This is a genomic window from Candidatus Lokiarchaeota archaeon, assembly GCA_014730275.1.
Taxonomy (GTDB): Archaea; Asgardarchaeota; Thorarchaeia; order Thorarchaeales; family Thorarchaeaceae; genus WJIL01.
In genome coordinates this window covers 1-18,054 of sequence record WJIL01000086.1, presented here as the reverse complement: position 1 = coordinate 18,054, position 18,054 = coordinate 1, and the positions used below count along the sequence as shown (strand labels likewise).

General features: G+C 45.3%; 20 protein-coding genes and 2 tRNA genes. 11 read left to right on the top strand and 11 right to left on the bottom strand.

Annotated features, from left to right (window positions below; genetic code table 11):
• The first annotated feature begins 276 nt into the window (after positions 1-276).
• From GF309_09995 to GF309_09980, 4 genes are all read left to right on the top strand, one after another.
• Complete coding sequence (locus tag GF309_09995) at positions 277-477, top strand: hypothetical protein (protein MBD3159106.1); 201 nt, start codon at positions 277-279, stop codon at positions 475-477.
• Positions 478-562: 85 nt separating this feature from the next.
• Entirely contained in the window at positions 563-1,477 is a 915-nt protein-coding gene (locus GF309_09990) for an ATP-binding cassette domain-containing protein (GenBank protein ID MBD3159105.1), read from the top strand.
• A 1-nt stretch (position 1,478) separates the two neighbouring features.
• Positions 1,479-2,273 (top strand): hypothetical protein, encoded by a 795-nt coding sequence (locus tag GF309_09985; protein MBD3159104.1) that lies wholly within the window; start codon positions 1,479-1,481, stop codon positions 2,271-2,273.
• A gap of 3 nt (positions 2,274-2,276) precedes the next feature.
• Positions 2,277-2,789, top strand: a complete 513-nt coding sequence (locus GF309_09980) for a hypothetical protein (protein ID MBD3159103.1) — start codon at positions 2,277-2,279, stop codon at positions 2,787-2,789.
• Between the two features lie 38 nt (positions 2,790-2,827).
• Here GF309_09980 and GF309_09975 read toward each other — a convergent pair whose 3' ends face one another.
• The 4 genes from GF309_09975 to GF309_09960 form a co-directional block, all read right to left on the bottom strand.
• Positions 2,828-3,427, bottom strand: a complete 600-nt coding sequence (locus tag GF309_09975; GenBank protein ID MBD3159102.1) for a hypothetical protein — start codon at positions 3,425-3,427, stop codon at positions 2,828-2,830.
• Positions 3,428-3,863: 436 nt separating this feature from the next.
• Complete coding sequence (locus GF309_09970; protein ID MBD3159101.1) at positions 3,864-4,352, bottom strand: hypothetical protein; 489 nt, start codon at positions 4,350-4,352, stop codon at positions 3,864-3,866.
• 322 nt (positions 4,353-4,674) lie between these two features.
• On the bottom strand, positions 4,675-5,019 hold the full coding sequence (locus tag GF309_09965) for a hypothetical protein (GenBank protein ID MBD3159100.1): 345 nt from the start codon (positions 5,017-5,019) through the stop codon (positions 4,675-4,677).
• Between the two features lie 1,134 nt (positions 5,020-6,153).
• Positions 6,154-6,349: transfer RNA gene (locus GF309_09960), tRNA-Trp, on the bottom strand.
• 199 nt (positions 6,350-6,548) lie between these two features.
• Between GF309_09960 and GF309_09955 the strand changes: the two genes are divergently transcribed.
• Complete coding sequence (locus tag GF309_09955; GenBank protein MBD3159099.1) at positions 6,549-7,283, top strand: ribonuclease HII; 735 nt, start codon at positions 6,549-6,551, stop codon at positions 7,281-7,283.
• 1 nt (position 7,284) lies between these two features.
• Here GF309_09955 and GF309_09950 read toward each other — a convergent pair whose 3' ends face one another.
• The 5 genes from GF309_09950 to GF309_09930 all read right to left on the bottom strand — a co-directional run bounded on the left by GF309_09950 (position 7,285) and on the right by GF309_09930 (position 12,135).
• Complete coding sequence (locus GF309_09950) at positions 7,285-8,244, bottom strand: transcriptional regulator (GenBank protein ID MBD3159098.1); 960 nt, start codon at positions 8,242-8,244, stop codon at positions 7,285-7,287.
• Positions 8,245-8,326: 82 nt separating this feature from the next.
• Positions 8,327-8,770, bottom strand: a complete 444-nt coding sequence (locus GF309_09945; GenBank protein MBD3159097.1) for a DUF61 family protein — start codon at positions 8,768-8,770, stop codon at positions 8,327-8,329.
• Positions 8,761-9,459, bottom strand: a complete 699-nt coding sequence (locus GF309_09940) for a fibrillarin-like rRNA/tRNA 2'-O-methyltransferase (protein MBD3159096.1) — start codon at positions 9,457-9,459, stop codon at positions 8,761-8,763. Before GF309_09940 ends, GF309_09945 begins: the two co-directional genes overlap by 10 nt.
• A 2-nt stretch (positions 9,460-9,461) precedes the next feature.
• Positions 9,462-10,652: a C/D box methylation guide ribonucleoprotein complex aNOP56 subunit gene (locus tag GF309_09935; protein ID MBD3159095.1), complete on the bottom strand. Its 1,191-nt coding sequence runs from the start codon at positions 10,650-10,652 to the stop codon at positions 9,462-9,464.
• 124 nt (positions 10,653-10,776) lie between these two features.
• Positions 10,777-12,135 carry a hypothetical protein gene (locus tag GF309_09930; protein ID MBD3159094.1) on the bottom strand — a complete coding sequence of 453 codons (1,359 nt, stop codon included), beginning with the start codon at positions 12,133-12,135 and terminating at the stop codon, positions 10,777-10,779.
• A 255-nt stretch (positions 12,136-12,390) separates the two neighbouring features.
• On the opposite strand from GF309_09930, the gene GF309_09925 reads away from it, so the two are divergent.
• Positions 12,391-13,203, top strand: a complete 813-nt coding sequence (locus GF309_09925) for a dihydroorotate dehydrogenase (GenBank protein ID MBD3159093.1) — start codon at positions 12,391-12,393, stop codon at positions 13,201-13,203.
• 1 nt (position 13,204) lies between these two features.
• Positions 13,205-14,026 carry a dihydroorotate dehydrogenase electron transfer subunit gene (locus GF309_09920; GenBank protein ID MBD3159092.1) on the top strand — a complete coding sequence of 274 codons (822 nt, stop codon included), beginning with the start codon at positions 13,205-13,207 and terminating at the stop codon, positions 14,024-14,026.
• A gap of 291 nt (positions 14,027-14,317) precedes the next feature.
• Here GF309_09920 and GF309_09915 read toward each other — a convergent pair whose 3' ends face one another.
• Positions 14,318-14,473: a 30S ribosomal protein S30e gene (locus GF309_09915; GenBank protein ID MBD3159091.1), complete on the bottom strand. Its 156-nt coding sequence runs from the start codon at positions 14,471-14,473 to the stop codon at positions 14,318-14,320.
• Between the two features lie 66 nt (positions 14,474-14,539).
• Here GF309_09915 and GF309_09910 point away from each other — a divergent pair, with 66 nt between their 5' ends.
• Positions 14,540-16,204, top strand: a complete 1,665-nt coding sequence (locus tag GF309_09910) for a tRNA uridine(34) 5-carboxymethylaminomethyl modification radical SAM/GNAT enzyme Elp3 (GenBank protein MBD3159090.1) — start codon at positions 14,540-14,542, stop codon at positions 16,202-16,204.
• A 36-nt stretch (positions 16,205-16,240) separates the two neighbouring features.
• Here the strand turns inward: GF309_09910 and GF309_09905 are convergent.
• Positions 16,241-16,358, bottom strand: a tRNA-Ser gene (locus GF309_09905).
• Positions 16,359-16,460: 102 nt separating this feature from the next.
• Here GF309_09905 and GF309_09900 point away from each other — a divergent pair.
• The 3 genes from GF309_09900 to GF309_09890 all read left to right on the top strand — a co-directional run.
• Complete coding sequence (locus GF309_09900; GenBank protein ID MBD3159089.1) at positions 16,461-16,892, top strand: archease; 432 nt, start codon at positions 16,461-16,463, stop codon at positions 16,890-16,892.
• 14 nt (positions 16,893-16,906) lie between these two features.
• Positions 16,907-17,761, top strand: a complete 855-nt coding sequence (locus GF309_09895) for a hypothetical protein (protein ID MBD3159088.1) — start codon at positions 16,907-16,909, stop codon at positions 17,759-17,761.
• Between the two features lie 45 nt (positions 17,762-17,806).
• A partial coding sequence (locus GF309_09890; GenBank protein MBD3159087.1) for a hypothetical protein occupies positions 17,807-18,054 on the top strand: 248 nt, incomplete at its 3' end.

Below are 18,054 nucleotides of genomic sequence, written 5' to 3'. Positions count from 1 at the left end.
TCCTTATCTAAGGGATGAGACAGGACTAGGGCGGTGGGCCACTCCCCCACGGGAGAAGCGCCCAGCCCCGAAGGCTGTAAGGAAGACTGGTTCTTCTAAGCAGAAGTCCTCACTCTCCAAACAAGGGACTTCATCAGGTCCTGGAGAGTCCGCGGCTGTTCACCATGTCCAGACGGACCTCCTCAGCTACGGCGACAAGGCTGGGGTGGGTGATCATGACCACGCCGTGGCAAGAACTGTGGAAGACCTCGCTGTCGCCGGGAGTGATGACCCGGCATGACGACAGGAGACGGAAGCCAGGACCGCGGGAGGAACCCTGTTCCAGTGAACGCGGACAAAGCCTCTGCTGACTCACGGGCCTTCGGGTACTGTGGGGGCGGTGACGCCGGCAGGGGAAGGGTGGAACACAGAAGTTTCCTCGGTTGGGTTCACTCACTCAACTGTAAGAAACAGGTTATCCCGAATGAGCTTGTCTGATTCAACCAGGAGTTCATCCTCCTAGACACCTTATGAAAGCCATTTGATATACTCTATCACTAAACCACTATAAAGAGGCATCGAAATGAATGAGAAACCCGTTATTTCTGTAAAGAATCTCACTAAGCGATATGGAGATGTCACTGCACTGAACCAGATTAGTGTAGATATTCCCCCTGGGGTGACGGGGTTAATTGGCCCAAATGGTGCGGGAAAGACTACTCTCCTGATGACCCTGTTAGGGCTTATATTTCCAGACAACGGCCATGCGCAGGTACTGGGGTATGATGTTGTTCACGACTCACTGGAAATCCGGCGAAAGGTGGGGGTTCTTCATGAGCGCCCCAATTATCCCGAATATATGGAAGTAGAAGATTATCTTACCCATGTAGCTGATCTCTATGAAACCTCTAGGAATCCTGCTGAGCTGCTAGAAATGGTGGGTTTGCAAGCAGTTGGTCATAGAAGGATTCATAGTCTATCCGGGGGAATGCTGCGTAGACTGGGTGTTGCACAGGCTCTTGTGGGCACACCTGAAATGGCTTTTCTTGATGAACCCACATCCAATCTTGATGTGGATGGGAGGGATGAAATCATCAATCTCTTGGGCGAATTGAGCAAAAAATACGGGGTACATTTCCTTCTGTCTTCCCACATCTTAACAGAGCTTGAGAGAATCTGTGATAACGTTGTGTTCATCAAGAATGGGGATGTGATTGGCACCGGAAAGACATCAGATATTCTATCTGACTATTCGCACAACAGGTATAGGGTTACATGTTCCGATTCGTTACGCCTTGCTGAAGCATTACAGGAACGAGAAGAATTCCAGTCGATTCGCGCTTTAGGAACAAAAGTTGTTACATTCACCTTTGAAGGTGAAAACATGGCAAGAATCTGGGATAACGTAGAGGCTATCTGTAAGGAAATCAAAATCGATATTGACAGTTTGGGAAAATCTGAGACGTTGGATGACGCGTATAGGGAGATTATGAAATAATATGGGTAGAATTTCGGCATTCAAAGCATTTGTGAAGTTTGAACTAAAAACAGCTTTTAGGCAACCAAGTTTGGAGCTCTTATTATCTCTTTTACTGGCAGTGGCTGGAATTGGGGCCCACCCAGGATTATTACGTGGCTGGGCTATGGACCTCGCTCCTGGAACACATACGGGAACTCCTAGCGAGGTATATGAAATTATCATGAAGTATAAGGTCATGAATTTTGCACGGGGGGCACATTATTGCTACAACATGTTACTGTTTCTTATTCCGATGGTCACGGCTTTCACTATTGCTGGACCGTTGGAGCGTTGTTCCCTTGCCACCTATCTCTCCTATCCTATCAGCCGCCGTGCAGTACTCCTCATGCGCACAGTTTTTCCCGTTACTGTTCTCAGTGCGGGAAGCATAGTCTGTTCAACAATTCTGGTGGAATGGCTTCTCCCCGGATTACCCAATCTTGCAGCCTGTCTTCTGGTATTTGGTGTGTTATTTCTAGTTACAATGTTCTTTTATCTCATCAACTCACTGGTTGCAATTCTATCTCGTAGAATCTCAGTTTCCATTGTATTCGGCGTGTTCCTGGGTCTAATGATCCTACAGCTGGTACCAACAGTTGAGGATTCCCTAGCAAGCTTTCTAGATCCCTTCATTCTGGTGTTGCCTGTCTTAGCAGGTGCTGAAAATGGAACTGTTTTCTTTGATATTGGCATCAGGATGGCAATATATGCCGGTATATCCATCTTATTACTCGTCATCCAACTCATGATTTTCAACCGCATAGAGGTGCAGTAGACTATGAAGTTGAAGCGACTTCGAGTATTGATGCTTAGTATAGGTATATCGCTCATTTTTCTGTCAGTTGTAGCAGCCAGATTTCGGATGAGTGTGAGTGGTAATGTGTATCCACAAGAATACCGAACGCGTTCCTATCCTGTTACTGGAGATGCCACTCTCAGTATTTCAACATGGGGTAATGGTTCGATTAACTTCTACGTACTAGATTTCGAAGACAGCTTGAATTTCATCAAGACGAGAGATATTGGGGATGTGGAGCCCGTCCTCTCTTTGTTGAATGTGTCCTTGTATCAAGGATTTCTTGGAGTGATGCCTACTGGTTTGTATTGTTTCGTGGTAGAAGCTGCAATGAACACTACAGTATCTTTCGATGTGGATATGGAAAGAACAATGCCCCAATGGGGATTCTTCTTCCCCGGCATGTTATCGATAACAACTGTAACAGGAATTTCGGTATGTGAAATAATCTATGACTATGTTTCAGAGGATTCGAAATCACTTTTAAAAAAGTGAGCCGGTGCATCTCTGCACCAGTAATGATTTAGGGGGGTTCAGTAGGTGACCGTGATAGAATTGACTTCCAGCCAACCCTTGTCAGAATCACCTTCTGCTTCTTGGAACACAGCGCCCCATTCACCTTTGAATCTTATTCTCGCACAGAAGTAATAGGTGCCAGCTGATAGAGTTTTTGGAAAGTTGTTCGTGTTGAGGTTTAGATCTCTGTCGTTATAATCATTGTGTTTGGTACTCTCTGTTACGTCACTATAGACCTGTACCGACCATACCTCAGACCTTTCGTTATCTGTTCTTCTAACCTCAAGATAGACAAAGACTGTCCCCTCTCCGGCCCAGTTGGCTCCGACATATCCTGTCAGATCTAAGTCCGCATCCATATATATCGACTGAGTGGATGACAACGTGATCTTTGAACCAACCCAACAATTGACACTGGATGGCAAGCCCACAGCGTTCATGTAAATTTTGCATAGACCACTACCGGGTACATCGTCCCAGCTTCCACCCCAACCGCTCCAACCTTTTCCATCGTCGTAGCCTGGCTCTAGTGTTACTTCTGTTGCATCAACCAGTCCAAAAGAACTGAAGATGACAAACAGTAACGCAAATGATACTATAAGGTATCTTCTCTTCATTTTCTATTAACTCCCAATTCTATACTAGGAGTTGATTACTGAATGCCCAATAACCACGAATAGCCTCTGGAACAGTTTCCCAGCCAATACTTAAATATCTTTCATAAAAAGAAATTATTATAAAGTTCAGTATACCGCTAACTAATGAAACGGGATTATGTTCATTCTTTGCATAGAAATCATTGCTTGATACCATTTACTCCAGATAGAGTTTCATAATATCAAAGTATTCACTATCAGTTTACGGTGTAGTTCTCTAGTCATCTTTCGGGAAGAAGAAGGGACATATCTCCTTGGAATCTAAAAATCCCGGCAACAGTATGGAAATAACTGGAATTTCTCGATGCTATCAAGAAAATACGCTCGCAAAAAAAAGACTATGCCAAGTATACTGACGATGATGACCGAAACAAGTAGAGTAGAGGTTAGATGCCTTCTAGGTACAATCTACAAAGACATAATACCACGGCCAGTTCACAATACTAACATCGATTTGTGAAGGGACTGGACCTGCGTACAACTCTTCAGGCCAACTATATAACCAATCATTCAGTTTGGTATCATCAAATGTTATGTCAAAATATGGATCTGGCGCATCATCGTGAGCTTCTAACCATACCGTAAACCCAGCATCTATGACATAATAATCTGCTTCCGTAAAGAAAAGTTCGCCCCAAATCCGATTCCATGACCCTCCACTATCTTCATAGACTATCATTTCTACGTATCCATCGAGAGCCCCTGTTTTATATAGATGAAGCACCCAAAGGTATTTTGTCCCTCTATTTACAATACCTTCATTGTTGTCTACCTGTTTTTGTCCATTTGGATCAAAAAGTGCTGAACAAATCGTCCACGATCCATACCACGAGTTGAATCCAATCTGATGGTAGTATCCGTCCTCATCATAGCACGAAATACCCATCCAATACTACTCGCTAGGTGGAGATGTGTCAGGAACGATCATTATGACGCTAAGATTGCTGGGCATAAGCCTTGAATTCTCTACACCATTTACACCTACCCACCACCAAATCGCATTGCTAGATGATTTGGCCTTCATCGATAATTCATTTCTGTAGTGGCAGTCCAGTCTGAATCGCTATAGAAATACTGCTTGAAATGAAAATCATCCCTATAAAGAAAACCCAGCATTTCTGTTTGAACCTTTTCACTTAATTCATCCCCCTCTATAGCCATTTGTCAGAAATGCACATAATCACTTTGTCTAGAAAATAACTAGTTCTTTAGAATAACTCATCTCCTTTTCTCACCCTCTTTCTAATGCTGCTTTCAATCTTCCATGAATTGTAGGAACAAAACGCAAGTACCCCTCCTCCACATAAGGCTAAGATTATGGAAAAAAAGGGGCTATTTTTCAACACCTCTTTTTTGATTACGATATCGAGAATGAGGGAGAGTATTACATCAGTGTTTATCCGTCTAAATCTGAGGTAATATCCCACTGCCGCTTCATCCAATGAGACTTCAAGGAACCAATTACTAGAACTAGAATCCCTATCTATTACTAATTCCTCGGACTCTTGACCGACTTCTGTTTCCATAAGCACCGAAGCGTTCTCTAACTCCAAAGAGTGCACCCGGATTCTTGTTATGTTTTCCTCATATGATTGAACAAATCCAGTCAGATTGATATTGCTGGCGGGGTTAGAGTCAGTTAGAGAAAACGTGAAATTATGCTGGTCTACTCTGTGTTGTACCTCAATAGTGGAGTATTGATTATGCAGAATTCCTCGAACCAAAGGACTGACTAGTAATCCACTAATAACTACCAGAATCAGCACTATCACGGTTTCATATGTTTGATTCGCGAGATTGCATGTTCTTTATTCATTAACGGTTCCCAGCAATCAAATTCGAATTGGACTAGATAATAGCCAAGCCAAAGAGAACAAACTAGGAAGAAAATCATAGGCAGGGGATTCCATGTTGAAGAGCCCCTCGGGGGTACGAGATAGCGTTTCACGAATTCTGCTGTGACACTTGCTGTATCATTCATTCTAGAGAATGTTATTGAAAGGAGGCCCGGTACTTCGGTGGTGAAGCTGATGGGCGAATTCCTTATAGAAGTTATATTATACAGTATTAGGATAGTCCCTGTCCCATTTGTTGCACTAATAGAGATAGGTGTCTCGTTAACTCTCAAGGAATTCAATTGAATCGAAATCATATAACGTGATGTGATATTGTAGGTATAATCTGGATCCTCTTTCGAAAGAACAAATGAGAGGTCATTCTCATCTACCCTCTCAGGCCAAGATTCAGGTTCAGGACCATAATACCGAGTAGAACTGGCTCCAAGTATTCCAACAAAGAGAAGCAATGTCATTATGAGAATACGAGACTGCCCACAATCCATGACATTCCTATTACAGGCTATCCTTATTTTTTTTGGACGGGGGATAACGAATAGTTAGGTTTACCGCCAGTTTCTTTGAGTCAAGCCGGCTTTCACATCTTTGTTCGTGGAGATAAGGTCTCAGGTTAACTATTCTTTGGTTACTCCAGGCACATACATGTCCAAGTCTGCAAGATAGTATATCCGGGCACTTGCTGAATATGACTCGTGTTTGAATGGGGCAAATCCTATCGGGAAATGGCCGAAACTGTTTCCAATGGCCAATTAGATAACACTCGAGGACATACTGAGTTGTATCTTATCAAAGAGTGAGAACCATGGTTTCCATGTCTGCTCAAGTATAGCGTGGTGGGAAGGATGGGATTTCTAGGCTGCCACTTGGAAACCAAGCAGCATGAACCCACGCTCGCTACTCAACCTGGGGCGAACCCCGGGGTTTACGAGTGTCGCCATGACGACGTCATTCTATGACCCGCTCTTCACAGACTCGAAATGAGCCTAGATCTGGAGCCCGTCGCCATACCGGACTAGGCCACCTTCCCATGCAGGACAGACATGTGAACGGCCTACAAGTTACCGAGCTAATCACAGCCTGTGTAGATAGGGGCAGTACGGGGTTCAGATATGAAGTTTTCGCCAAGGGAATCAACTGTGGTCATATGCCACCGGAAGCAAAAGGTTTAGCATCGATGAACACTATCACGTATTTAGCCTAGAAACTGAGAAAAACACGAAGTATCCATGAGTGGGATTCCAAATCGAGATGACCGTTACTTGGTGATGAATATGACAGACGACGATACGATTTTGCAGCTCGTAGCTGGCGTGGACGAAGCCGGGCGAGGTCCGATGATTGGTCCTATGGTCGTGTGTGGAGTGGCCTTTGATGTAGCGGATATCCAACGGCTTGAATCGCTTGGAGTCAAAGACTCGAAATTACTGACAGCAACGAGACGTGAAGAGTTGTATGAACACATCTCGGAGCTGGCGGAGAACATGGTTATCACACCGATATCAGCTGCTCAGATAGATGATGCCCGGAAACGAGGTATCTCACTGAATGATATCGAGCTTGATGCCTTTGTCTCGATTATAAATGAGCTGCAGCCCTCCGAGGTATTTGTGGATGCGGCGGATGTTGATGCGGATAGATTTGGAAGACAGATTATCGAACGGTGCACTCTGACTCCCAATTGCAGTGTTGTCTCAGAGCACAGAGCTGATATCACGTATCCGGTAGTTTCGGCTGCATCAGTGCTTGCAAAAGTTGAACGCGACCACCGGATAGAGGAACTACATGCTATTCATGGCGATTTTGGATCTGGATACCCCTCTGACTCTGTTAGTGTGGGGTTCATTCAAGCGGTGGTTTCGGAAACTGGGGATGTACCCGACATCGTCAGACGGACATGGAGTCCGGTCCGAAAAATCTTGTTGGATGCGAAGACGGAACAATCCCAGCTCGATTCCTTCTAGATTACTTCTCGGAACGCTCTGCGATTATCTTCTTGAGTTCGTTGGGTTTCTCAATATCTCCTAACTCTAGTTGTCTGATGACTGGTAGTTCAGCCAAGCATTCCACTGCCTTGCCCTCTTCCACGATTATTACTGCACTACTATCGGTCACATCCGAAACGCTTCTGAGAATGTCTGTCCGTTTCTTAAGGGCCCAGCTTCGAATTGATCCGACACTGGACATGAGTGGTGGCCCTTCTTCCTTGGCCGCAAGATGAAATGGTGCCCTATCTGTCCATAGGACTCTCATTCCCAGCTTCTTGAAGAACTCGTTGACACGACTCTCAAAGCTGGCCGGGCTGGGTTCTTGTGGAGACACGTCCTCTCTTTGAATTACTTCTTCTTCAAAGAGATTTACAGGAACTACCAACTCAGCGTCTAGCACTTGCTCAAGCCGTTCCGCCACATCCTTGCTCACATCAACTTCATTCTTCTCATATGATAGAATCGTTCGTGTCGAGACATCGACACTGTCTGCAAGCTCTTCTTTTGTCATGCTTCTTGATTGTCTAAGATCTTTCAACCTGGCTCCATCAATCGAGACGAACCTTCCTCCTCTCTGTATGAATTCCTTGGGCATTTCCTTCTCAGTAACGATGCTATTGAAGCTCTTGGGCTCGATTGTTGGTACTCCATATCGTCTGTAAACGACGCCCGCATCCAGTTTTCCTCTTCTGGTTTTCCGACCGATGACGACTGGGGTTGCTTCGAAGAAGTGCGCAACTAGCTGAAGGGCCAAAGCATCTTCTTTGGTGAGGGCATCAACGTTTGTTAACACCTTGATCAATAGCAACTGACCCCCTCTTCGTGCGACCATGTCAAAACAGGTTGGCCTCAAGTCGCACTTCGTTGAAAGGTTAAATCCAGCATCATCTAGTTGTGATTTGATTTCTTGAATCAGCTGGCCTCTAGACTTAGTCATCTTCTATCTCGAGTCTATTTTCTCATCTATGTATATCAGGCTAACTAAAGGTGCGATTCTATTTCAACCAAATTGCCTATTCTCACCCTGTCTCGGTTGTTATTCCAAGGCAGGAAGCTGAGGGGATTTTCCTCCGTAACTGCTGTACTTGAGGCCTGACCAATCTATCACGGGTTTTCCATTTAGACAGCTCATCCCATTGTAGGTCAACATATCCTAGTATTTTATGTGCGAGAAACAAGGTGTGCTTAGTGCCCGATATCGAGAAGATGCCAGCACCAAGATCGATGCGTCTCAACAATACGATTGGCAAGATGATTTTGTCATGGAATGGCTCCGGAACGAGATCTGCAAGTAGTTCCAGTTCTGGTTTTTTGATTGCACTCTTCTTTCCCCCTCTGGTAACGAAATGAGGGGCATCTTCTTGCAAGGCCTCTTTGAGGGTCAAGCGAGTTGTGGGCAAATGATCGTTCAGGGATTCAATTTCTCGCTCTATTTTACGTTCAATAAATGAGCTCAGACGAATTCCTCCTTGACGCGAGTTACCACCATCGAATGTGCCTTCTCTAGGGGCTCCAGATTAACACGTTCCATTACTTCAAGGCCATAATCGTCCAGCTCGGTAACCACTCGTTTGTAGATACTCTCAATTTCCTCAGCAGCATCTATACTGCGCGCCTTAACAGCGATTAAGCCCCACGCACCATATGAGCAGAATTGTCTGAGGTTTTCATATAGAATTCGCGCTTGATTCACCTGAGCAATATCTTGGTACACTACATCGATGATGCCCATCAGAAATGGCGCGTATCTATTTGGATGCCTGGCATCATCAACGATTGGCACGATGTTATCTCGCTTTTCTGATAGAGCAATCAGTTCTCTAGCTGTCCTCGGGGAGAATTCAACCGCATAGACAACACCATTCGGGCCTACAATATCTGAAACATGACTTACAGTAGTCCCAGAAGCTGCTCCTAGGTACAATACTCTAGAACCTGGTTGGATTGGCATATGTCTAACGCCTTTGATGATGGCTGCAGCTAGCTTTGACCTGTTAGCTGACCAAGCCCTGTACTCTTTGTCACCAACCTGAATCAGTTTCTCACCATAGACTTTCTTTCCTGGTACCAATGATTGAGTCCAAAGCTTCAGTTTTTGTTTCTGCTTGCTCTTGAATACGCCCGGAAACTTGTATTCCTCTATTTCTTGCATTTTCACTTCCCCCCTTTGTCCTTCTCCGTCCTATCTGGTGGCTCCGGATATTTCCGCTGAATCTCTGCTATTTTCTCTTCAAACTCTGCCCTGAGTTTTCCTCCAATATTCCGTTTTGAATATGCGTCTACTCGTGCAGCAATCGACAATTTGCCTGCTAGAGCTCTAGAGATGTTTCCCCTTTGCCAGTAGGGAGCCGTATGGATTTCTGGAACCTGATATATTACACCATGCTTCGGCGGTTTCGCTCCCGTTTTGAGGCTCCTGAATAGTGCCTTCTCTGCCCCGTATACCTGAACGGTGCTTGAGGGTTTCCTAGCCAGTTCCTTCAGGGATCCAGCATGGCTAAGAATCCTCGCGGCAATGAGTGGTTCCACGAGAGTTGACATATTCGGCGCCACTTCTGTCATGGTCTTCTCGACATATTCTTGAAGATTCTCTCTGAGCCTGATTTGTTTGAGCAAAGATTCGGCAAGATTGGAAATGATCTCAGCATCCTTCGGCCTGATATCCGCTCCAGTATCCTTACTGCGACTTGTAGAAATAGCTTCCACCTTCTTCTGGCTCAGACCTAAATTGTCTAGACTCTCGGGGGTTATTTTGCTTTTGAGTCCACCTTCTGAAATTATCTTAGCTAGCGTCTTAGTATCTTCTATTTTCTTTACAAGACTCGGAAAATGCAGGGAATACCATTCTCTCAAACGCATGTCCATTTCGTTTATAGAAGGATCTATCTCGTCGAGGGAATCAATTGCGTGTTTCACAAGCAAGTCTCTTTCTTCGGTTGCTGCTCGTATTCTGTCTCTTGAAATATGCACAGCCACCTCTTTCCTGAATTCTATGGACTCCTTTTCTGATCCTACAAGGTTCTGATCAATGAGTTTTTTCTCGCCTGTAGCCCTGAACCATTTGATGGGAGAGCTGATATCTTCAACCTCTATCCGTAAATTGGTCTCGTCTTGAAGTGCTTCTTTCAACCAGCGGGTCTCTATTACAACTGTTGTTTCATCATCACGCGGGATTTCATTGATTATAGATTTCAGTAAATCTGTCGTTTTTCCCTGTCGCATTGCAATAAGGTTACGAGCTGCCAGCTCGGTATCTGGATATGCCATCTTATTGGCAAGAATGTCACCTTCCTTATCTAGTAGGAAAGCTCCTAGAGCATTGAGCGTGAGATAGACCCGCGTCATGTATCCTCTCTCTCTTTTTCTTCGGTCAGTTCATCGAATAAGTGTGTTGGCAACCCCGGCAAAAACACTACTGGCCGGTCACACCACAAATCTAGGCCTCAGTGCCTTTTCGTCTTACAATGAGTCAAACTGGATTTAGATACACCTCGATTTTGGCCGAAACAACGTATGATGCATTCTTGTGTGAATCATCAGTGATTCGGATTGCCCAGAGATAGGTACCAGCCCCGTCCAATTGATGATGGACACTAGTTCCTGTAGATGGATGGTCTGGGGTGATGGCCCATGTCCTGGAGATCATGATATTCTCTTTCTCTGTGTTGTTCAAGGCTGCAAAGTCTGAGAGACTGTATATTAGAAACCCGTACCTTACTCGGAGCCCTTCTCCCCCATCATATTCATCCCAATCAAGAATGGTGACCTTGAGTGTCCAACCTTCTGTTTCAGCTATTTGTGTCGATGAAACTTCAACGGTGTCATAGCTCCAAGAACCAAGAGCAATATTCTCCCTGCTCTCCGGGCTCTGGTACAGGTACATGTTTTCAGGGATTTCAGGTGGGCTATTGACAAAGAGATTGAAGAATGCAGTGGACACAAATAGCAAAATGACACCTAAAGACGCTATTTTTTGCCTCCTCTCAACGGCAGAGACTGTTTTTTCTCTTGTTGATTCCTGTGTGAATTCTGTTTTTCCTTCGGAGGTCGTGCTTTCATGAACCCATCGTTCCATTGAATGTCTAAGCAGAATAATTGAACCGACTATACATCCTCCCGACACAAGCGACCAAACTAGCAATGGTCCAAGTAAATCGATAGGTTGTACAACGATTCCCACGTAGTTCTCCATTATTGATTCATTTATGAACTCGTGTCCAGACAGAAAAATGGCTAAGAACCTAAAAAGGTGATAGGGCGCATAAAGTGACATTACACTTGTCGCGGAAAGAACTGAGTATCCATAGTAAAACGAGAAATAGGCAAGCATGCTAGTATTGACAAAGATTGTGTACAAGGGGGCGTCAACAGCAATGGCAATGAAAAATGTGAATGAATTGAGTATAAATGAAATTCCCATACTGGCAAAAATTACCCCCGGAAGATGTGCCGGATTTGCAGCTGCAGAAGAAAAACCCCACATGCATACTCCAGCCATAACAAGGGATGTTATCATATTCGTGATGACGTATCTCGTTACATAGCAACGAATACGATGATGCAATAATGCATCTTTTTGAGCCATGGAAGTATGGGCTTTCTTTGTGTTCCATAATATGATAGAAGCAATCACAAATGGAACTCCAAATGTCAAGACATTTCCTGTGAGGTTTATTGCGTAAAGCGTCGGTACAAAATCTCCGATACTGCCTGGATGGGCAACGGGTTCGAAGATAAATGCTATAGCTATTGAGAGCCCTATCAACAATACGATTTGATGTGGCTCTATCCAGTGGGACTTCTCTTTGATTCCTCTTAAGCACCTCATCTTGATCCCCCATCATTTCTGTTCGTATTACAGAAGCTTCTGCAGTTTGAATAAGCAGTTTACTTCACGTGCCTTCTCTCAATAACAATAAGACCAACCGAATAAGTGTAGCGGTAGTTCTTACTGGGAAACTGCCTTCTCTTCACTTTCGCTGGTCTTATTACTCTGATATAGCTTTAGACATCTAACGGTGATCTGGTGAAAATCGAGGGATACTGGCTTGCATCAGGTATTCTCGGGGTTACTGGTGCCATTATGGCACGAGTGGCAAGAAACGGGGCTGATGTTGTTGTAACCAAATCTGTGGGCTTGGAACCCAGAAAAGGTTACCCCGGGCCGAACATCACGGTATCCCATTCAGGTTTGCTGAACGCGGTAGGCCTTGCCAATCCTGGTATTGATAGTTTTCTGCAAGAACTCCGGATTCTGCAAAGACACAACATCCCCTTTGTCATTAGCGTATTTGGCCGCACAGAAAAGGAAATCTCTCAAGTAGCCCGGATAGCAGTAGAAGCTGAACCCTCTGCTCTTGAGCTCAACCTTTCTTGTCCACATGCAGAAATAAGTCAAATCGCCCACAGTCCCAAGCTGACTGGGGATTTTGTGAGTGCAGTCAAAGATACCGTGAGCATTCCAGTTTTTGCAAAATTGACTCCAAACGCCAGTGATATTGTGGCTGTAGGACTGGCGGCGGAAGAAGCAGGTGCCGATGCCATCGTAGCCATCAATACGGTCCAAGGCATGAAGATAGATATCAAGCAGAAAGCTCCAGTCTTAGCCAACAAAGTTGGAGGCCTTTCTGGCCCAGCTATCTTCCCTGTTGCTGTGCGGTGCATCTACGATCTCTATCACGTTGTGTCTATACCCATAATCGGTGTAGGTGGTGTATCCACCTGGGAAGACGCAGTAGAAATGCATCTGGCTGGGGCAAGCGCTATTCAAATTGGAACAGCAACGCTTCGTGGGCTGGATGTGTTTGCAGATATTCGAGAGGGAGTGGAGGAATATTTGGTTCGTGAAGGATTCAGCAAGACCTCTGAAATAGTTGGTCTCGCAGGAGGGAACTAGTATGGACTTGAAACAAGAAGTAGGGAATCCCACATCTATTCGGATTACTCGGATCGTTGAGGAAAACCGAAGTTGTCACACATTATATTTCGATATTCCTTGGCGTGACTGTTCTATTCAGCCGGGACAATTCATTATGGTGTGGATACGGGATGTGGACGAAATCCCCCTGGGTATCTGCTACTGCGATGATAAAGAAATGGGAATGACTGTAAGACGGGTGGGCGAAGCAACGGATGCTCTACAGGCGCTACAACCCGGAGACTATGTTGGTCTAAGAGGTCCCTTTGGAAATGGTTTTACTTTGAACTGTAAGAATCCCTTGCTCATAGGGGGCGGAATTGGAATGGCTCCTCTTCGCTATCTCACAAAAACACTTCTCCACAAAGGTTCCGATGTAACGCTACTTGTAGCAGCAAAGACCGAAAGCGAACTACTACTCTACGACTATGATAATCGTGCTTCAAACAGTTTCAGGCTGGAAATAGCAACAGACGACGGGTCACGCGGTTTTGAGGGACTCGCTACAGAACTGGCAGACTCACTCTTGAAAAAGCATGATTTTGATAGAATTTATGCTTGCGGTCCAGAACTTATGATGGCTAGTCTTCTCAACTTAGCCTCAGATTACGGACTCCCTTTGGAAGCATCGCTTGAGAGGTACATGAAATGTGGTTGCGGTATTTGCGGTACCTGCGCAATGGATCCACAGGGGCTTATGGTATGTGTGGATGGGCCAGTACTTTCTGGAAAAAAGCTGCGCCAAATCGATGAGTTTGGATCATATACTCGTGATTCTACAGGACAAAGACGTCCTCTCTAAAGAGGAGAATCAGCTCTCAGGAATCTCTGGTTCCCTTGACCCCTCGGGGGAAGTACAAGATTATCTAATCGAAGAAACAGGTGTTGTCTGTTCAAACCAGATTCATTCTTGACACACATCAAAACCTGTGTTGTCGAGGTAGCTCATCAATCAAAATCTGTCTCTAATGGTGAGAAAGAAAGGGTTTTGACTTGGCATTCATGGTGCCAAGTCGGGTGGAAAATTAAACTAAACCAAAAATGCAGTTATGCTTCTTGAAGAAGCACGGAAAGGCTTCTGAAAACCGCTTGATTAGCGACCTTTGACCTTGCCTTTAACAAACCGCTTGACATAGTTCTTTTTGTTGCGTACACGGGGAATCGGGGAATGGCGTTCCTTACCGTCAACTTTTGGTGTCTGCTCCCTAACTTTGCCCGCTTTTGTCAATGAACCGTGTGATCCAGGCATCATTCATTCCTCTTTGTCTTCTAATGTGAAATTCGTAAAGTGGTGTTATAAGGCTATTCACTCGGCATGGCCAGTTCCCTGTCTCTAGTGACAACCAATGATATTAAACCACAAAATACAGAACCTGGAAACGTCATGTCGGCTGAAGAGAAACCACTCTACCGAGCAATCATACAGGACATCCTCCAATCAGATGATGCCCTAGATCGCCGTGACATCAATACAATCAAGAAGAAACGTTGTGCCGAGTTTGGCGCATCGCGTGTACCATCCAATGCCGATGTACTTCAAAGTGCTACCGAGGATGAGTGGGATGAGCTTCAACCCCTCCTTCAGAAACGGCCGGTTCGAACCGCTTCTGGCGTAGCAGTTGTGGCGGCGATGACTGAACCTCATGAATGCCCCCATGGTCAATGTGCTTATTGTCCTGGCGGCCCGAAACTTGGAGTCCCTCAAAGCTATACTGGACATGAACCTGCAACAATGAGAGGTATCCAGAATGCTTTTGATCCCTATCTTCAGGTCAAGAATAGACTGGACCAGCTGAGGGCTACTGGACATTCGGTACAGAAGATTGAGCTGATTGTCATGGGTGGCGATTGGTGCTCAAAAGACAGAGCTTACCGGGAATGGTTTGTAACAGGTTGTTTGGAAGCCATGAACGGTGAGATTAGCAATGATTTCGAAACCGCCAAGAAAAAGAACGAAACTGCTGATGTTCGAAATGTCGGCACGACCTTTGAAACGCGTCCCGACCAGGTCTCCCAGCAAACTGTGGATGAAATGCTGGAACTCGGGGGAACCCGAGTTGAGATTGGTGTCCAGACATTACGTGATGATTTGCTTAAGCACGTTGAGAGAGGTCATGGCGTGAAGGAAACTGCCAATGCAACACAGATACTTCGTGACAGCGGCTTTAAGGTCTGTTATCATATGATGCCGGGCCTACCTGGTAGCTCCCTTGATGCAGATCTCGCAGATTTTGAACGTCTTTTTGAAGATGCTCGTTTTCAACCCGATATGATGAAAATCTATCCCACCATTGTTGTTGCAAATACAAAGCTCTACGAATGGTGGAAGAACGGTAAGTATGAACCATATACAAACGATGAAATCGTAGAGTTGGTTTCACGAGCGGTCAGCAAAATGCCGGCATATGTTAGGATTCAACGAATGCAACGCGATATTCCTATCCATCAAATCGAAGCTGGACTTAACAAAGGAAATCTACGGGAGCTTGTTCATGAATGGATGAACGAACGACATCTACGGAACCCTACTATCCGCTATCGTGAAATCGGGCATTTTCAGAGAAGATCTGATGAACCGGTGAGACCGGAAAATCTCGAACTCGTTGAACGTACATTTTCTGCATCCGGCGGCACCGAGGTCTTCTTGTCGTTTGAGGAACCTGGATTAGATGTCATTATGGGCTTTCTCAGGCTGCGAAAACCGAGCATAAATGTACATAGACCAGAAGTCACTGAAGTCTCGTCTGCTATCATACGAGAGCTTAGAGTGTATGGTCCTGTAGTGAATATTGGTGAACGGGATGAGGACGCTTGGCAACATCTAGGTCTTGGAGAGCGACTCCTAGATAGAGCTGATGAGATTGCAAAGAATGATCTTGGGGCACAACGATTGCTCGTTCTAAGCGGTATAGGAGTGAAGGAATACTATCGCAACCTTGGTTTCAGCGATTGCGGTCCTTATCTTGCTAAATCACTTTGAGCAAACTGCTATACTATCTAATCAAGAAAATGGATGTGGCGCCGAGGAGGAGATATGTCCAGCCAGACGAAATGTCTTGGCTTTCGAACTCCTGAGTGCATCCGCACACTGGTTTTCAAGACCAGCGCCTTAATCCGGGCTTGGCTACCTCGGCAAACTGCGGTTGCTCATACTCACTAAGCAACCAACAGCCTTGAGTGGCTAAGAAACGCCTTTTAAGCTTCTTGGAGTGTTGTTCATTAGAGTTGGTTGAAAAATGCCGAAAGGGTTCAGGTTTCACGAGCATACGGCTGACATTACTATTGAGGCGTGGGGCCCAGATCTCCTCACAGCTTATGAACAGAGCGCAAAAGCAACCATGGAAGTCATGGTAGATACATCCGGAGTTTCTTCTGATGAACCAACAGACATTGATGTTGACGGAATCGATTTACAGGAACTGCTTGTGGAATGGATTGGTGAAATAGTCGCCATGGTGGATATCGAATCGAAGTTTTACTCCCGGTTCGAAATCAATGAATTCAATCGTGGTAGCGATAGATGCTCTCTTGAGGCCACCGTTTGGGGTGAAGAAATCGACCATGAGAAGCATGATACAAGAACCGAAGTCAAAGCAATGACCTATGCCGATTTAGAGATTGAAGAAACGAAAGAGAAGAAGACTGTTTGGTTTACCCTTGATCTCTAGGAGCGTGTCAGTACATGACTCTTGAAGTTGCGATTCCTGATACAACGCTGCGTCACTGTTCAGACCTAAGAGAGAAGACGGTGACAACAGGATTCCTCGGAAGAGCATTTGCTGTTTTCCGTGCAGAGAGAATTGTCATTTTCAGGACCGGTCTGTTGGGGAATGAAGAATCGAAAGACAAAGACCTTCTGGCACGCCTTCTACGCTATATGGATACCCCTCAGTACCTTCGAAAACGCGTATTCCCTCGTGCTCCCTCTTTTCGTTTTGTTGGCCTTCTTCCTCCACTACGAACTCCGAGTCACCCTTTGTTTTCCTCAATTGATGAAGTTGAGAGGGGGGATTTACGGTGGGGTTTACAAATTGGACCGGGTAAAGTGGATTTGGGCTTGGATAGAACAGTAGATTATGATGGAACCGTCAGCGAACGCGAACCAACCCTTTTTCGCGTTGTTGAGACATCCCCTCGGATGAAACTCGAAGTGACAGACCGAATGAAAGTACCAGTATACTGGGGCTTTGAGACAGTTATGGTTGACGATTTTGATGATTATCTTCGTACGAATAACGGTGCTACCACTATAGCCCTCTCGCGAGAAGCCCCTCCATTCGGTAAAATGCAAGGCGCTATAGAATCCACGGTTAAGGGTACCCAGTCTCTGCTTGCCTTATTTGGTGGCCCAAAGCTTGGTCTCCATGAATTGTTTTCTCAGGCCTCGGAGCCAAAAGATTACATCGATTTCTGGGTCAATACCATACCTGATCAAGGGACGGAAACTGTGCGCTTGGAAGAAGCCATTTACTCTAGCTTGGCTCTCCTCAATTACTCTGTTGGAAGCCTTGTTACGAAGAAGGGGTTCTACAGTTAATCGGATTCTATGATTCTATGGCAAGGTTAGAAAGTAAAACCAGAGATGGATAGTGAAGACGCATTATTCGGATACCCGAAGAAACACACCCATCGTGAAAACAATCCCCATTCTCCAACATTTTGGATGCCTGACGTTACTGTTACACTGAAGCGGGACTCCATGGGCACAGTAGCAACCGATACAGGCAAGATGATATTTGGAGACCTTGAGAAGTATGCCCCGCTCTGGTCTATTGACAGTGAAGAACTGCGTGCAAGCGACAGAAGGTTCATTTCCTACGGTACGTGGAC

Coding starts and splice junctions, on each gene's coding strand:
- GF309_09995 (MBD3159106.1), top strand. CDS start 277: ATGACGACAGGAGACGGAAGCCAGGACCGCGGGAGGAACCCTGTTCCA.
- GF309_09990 (MBD3159105.1), top strand. CDS start 563: ATGAATGAGAAACCCGTTATTTCTGTAAAGAATCTCACTAAGCGATAT.
- GF309_09985 (MBD3159104.1), top strand. CDS start 1,479: ATGGGTAGAATTTCGGCATTCAAAGCATTTGTGAAGTTTGAACTAAAA.
- GF309_09980 (MBD3159103.1), top strand. CDS start 2,277: ATGAAGTTGAAGCGACTTCGAGTATTGATGCTTAGTATAGGTATATCG.
- GF309_09975 (MBD3159102.1), bottom strand. CDS start 3,427: ATGAAGAGAAGATACCTTATAGTATCATTTGCGTTACTGTTTGTCATC.
- GF309_09970 (MBD3159101.1), bottom strand. CDS start 4,352: ATGGGTATTTCGTGCTATGATGAGGACGGATACTACCATCAGATTGGA.
- GF309_09955 (MBD3159099.1), top strand. CDS start 6,549: ATGAGTGGGATTCCAAATCGAGATGACCGTTACTTGGTGATGAATATG.
- GF309_09950 (MBD3159098.1), bottom strand. CDS start 8,244: ATGACTAAGTCTAGAGGCCAGCTGATTCAAGAAATCAAATCACAACTA.
- GF309_09940 (MBD3159096.1), bottom strand. CDS start 9,459: ATGCAAGAAATAGAGGAATACAAGTTTCCGGGCGTATTCAAGAGCAAG.
- GF309_09935 (MBD3159095.1), bottom strand. CDS start 10,652: ATGACGCGGGTCTATCTCACGCTCAATGCTCTAGGAGCTTTCCTACTA.
- GF309_09930 (MBD3159094.1), bottom strand. CDS start 12,135: ATGAGGTGCTTAAGAGGAATCAAAGAGAAGTCCCACTGGATAGAGCCA.
- GF309_09925 (MBD3159093.1), top strand. CDS start 12,391: ATGGCACGAGTGGCAAGAAACGGGGCTGATGTTGTTGTAACCAAATCT.
- GF309_09920 (MBD3159092.1), top strand. CDS start 13,205: ATGGACTTGAAACAAGAAGTAGGGAATCCCACATCTATTCGGATTACT.
- GF309_09915 (MBD3159091.1), bottom strand. CDS start 14,473: ATGCCTGGATCACACGGTTCATTGACAAAAGCGGGCAAAGTTAGGGAG.
- GF309_09910 (MBD3159090.1), top strand. CDS start 14,540: ATGGCCAGTTCCCTGTCTCTAGTGACAACCAATGATATTAAACCACAA.
- GF309_09900 (MBD3159089.1), top strand. CDS start 16,461: ATGCCGAAAGGGTTCAGGTTTCACGAGCATACGGCTGACATTACTATT.
- GF309_09895 (MBD3159088.1), top strand. CDS start 16,907: ATGACTCTTGAAGTTGCGATTCCTGATACAACGCTGCGTCACTGTTCA.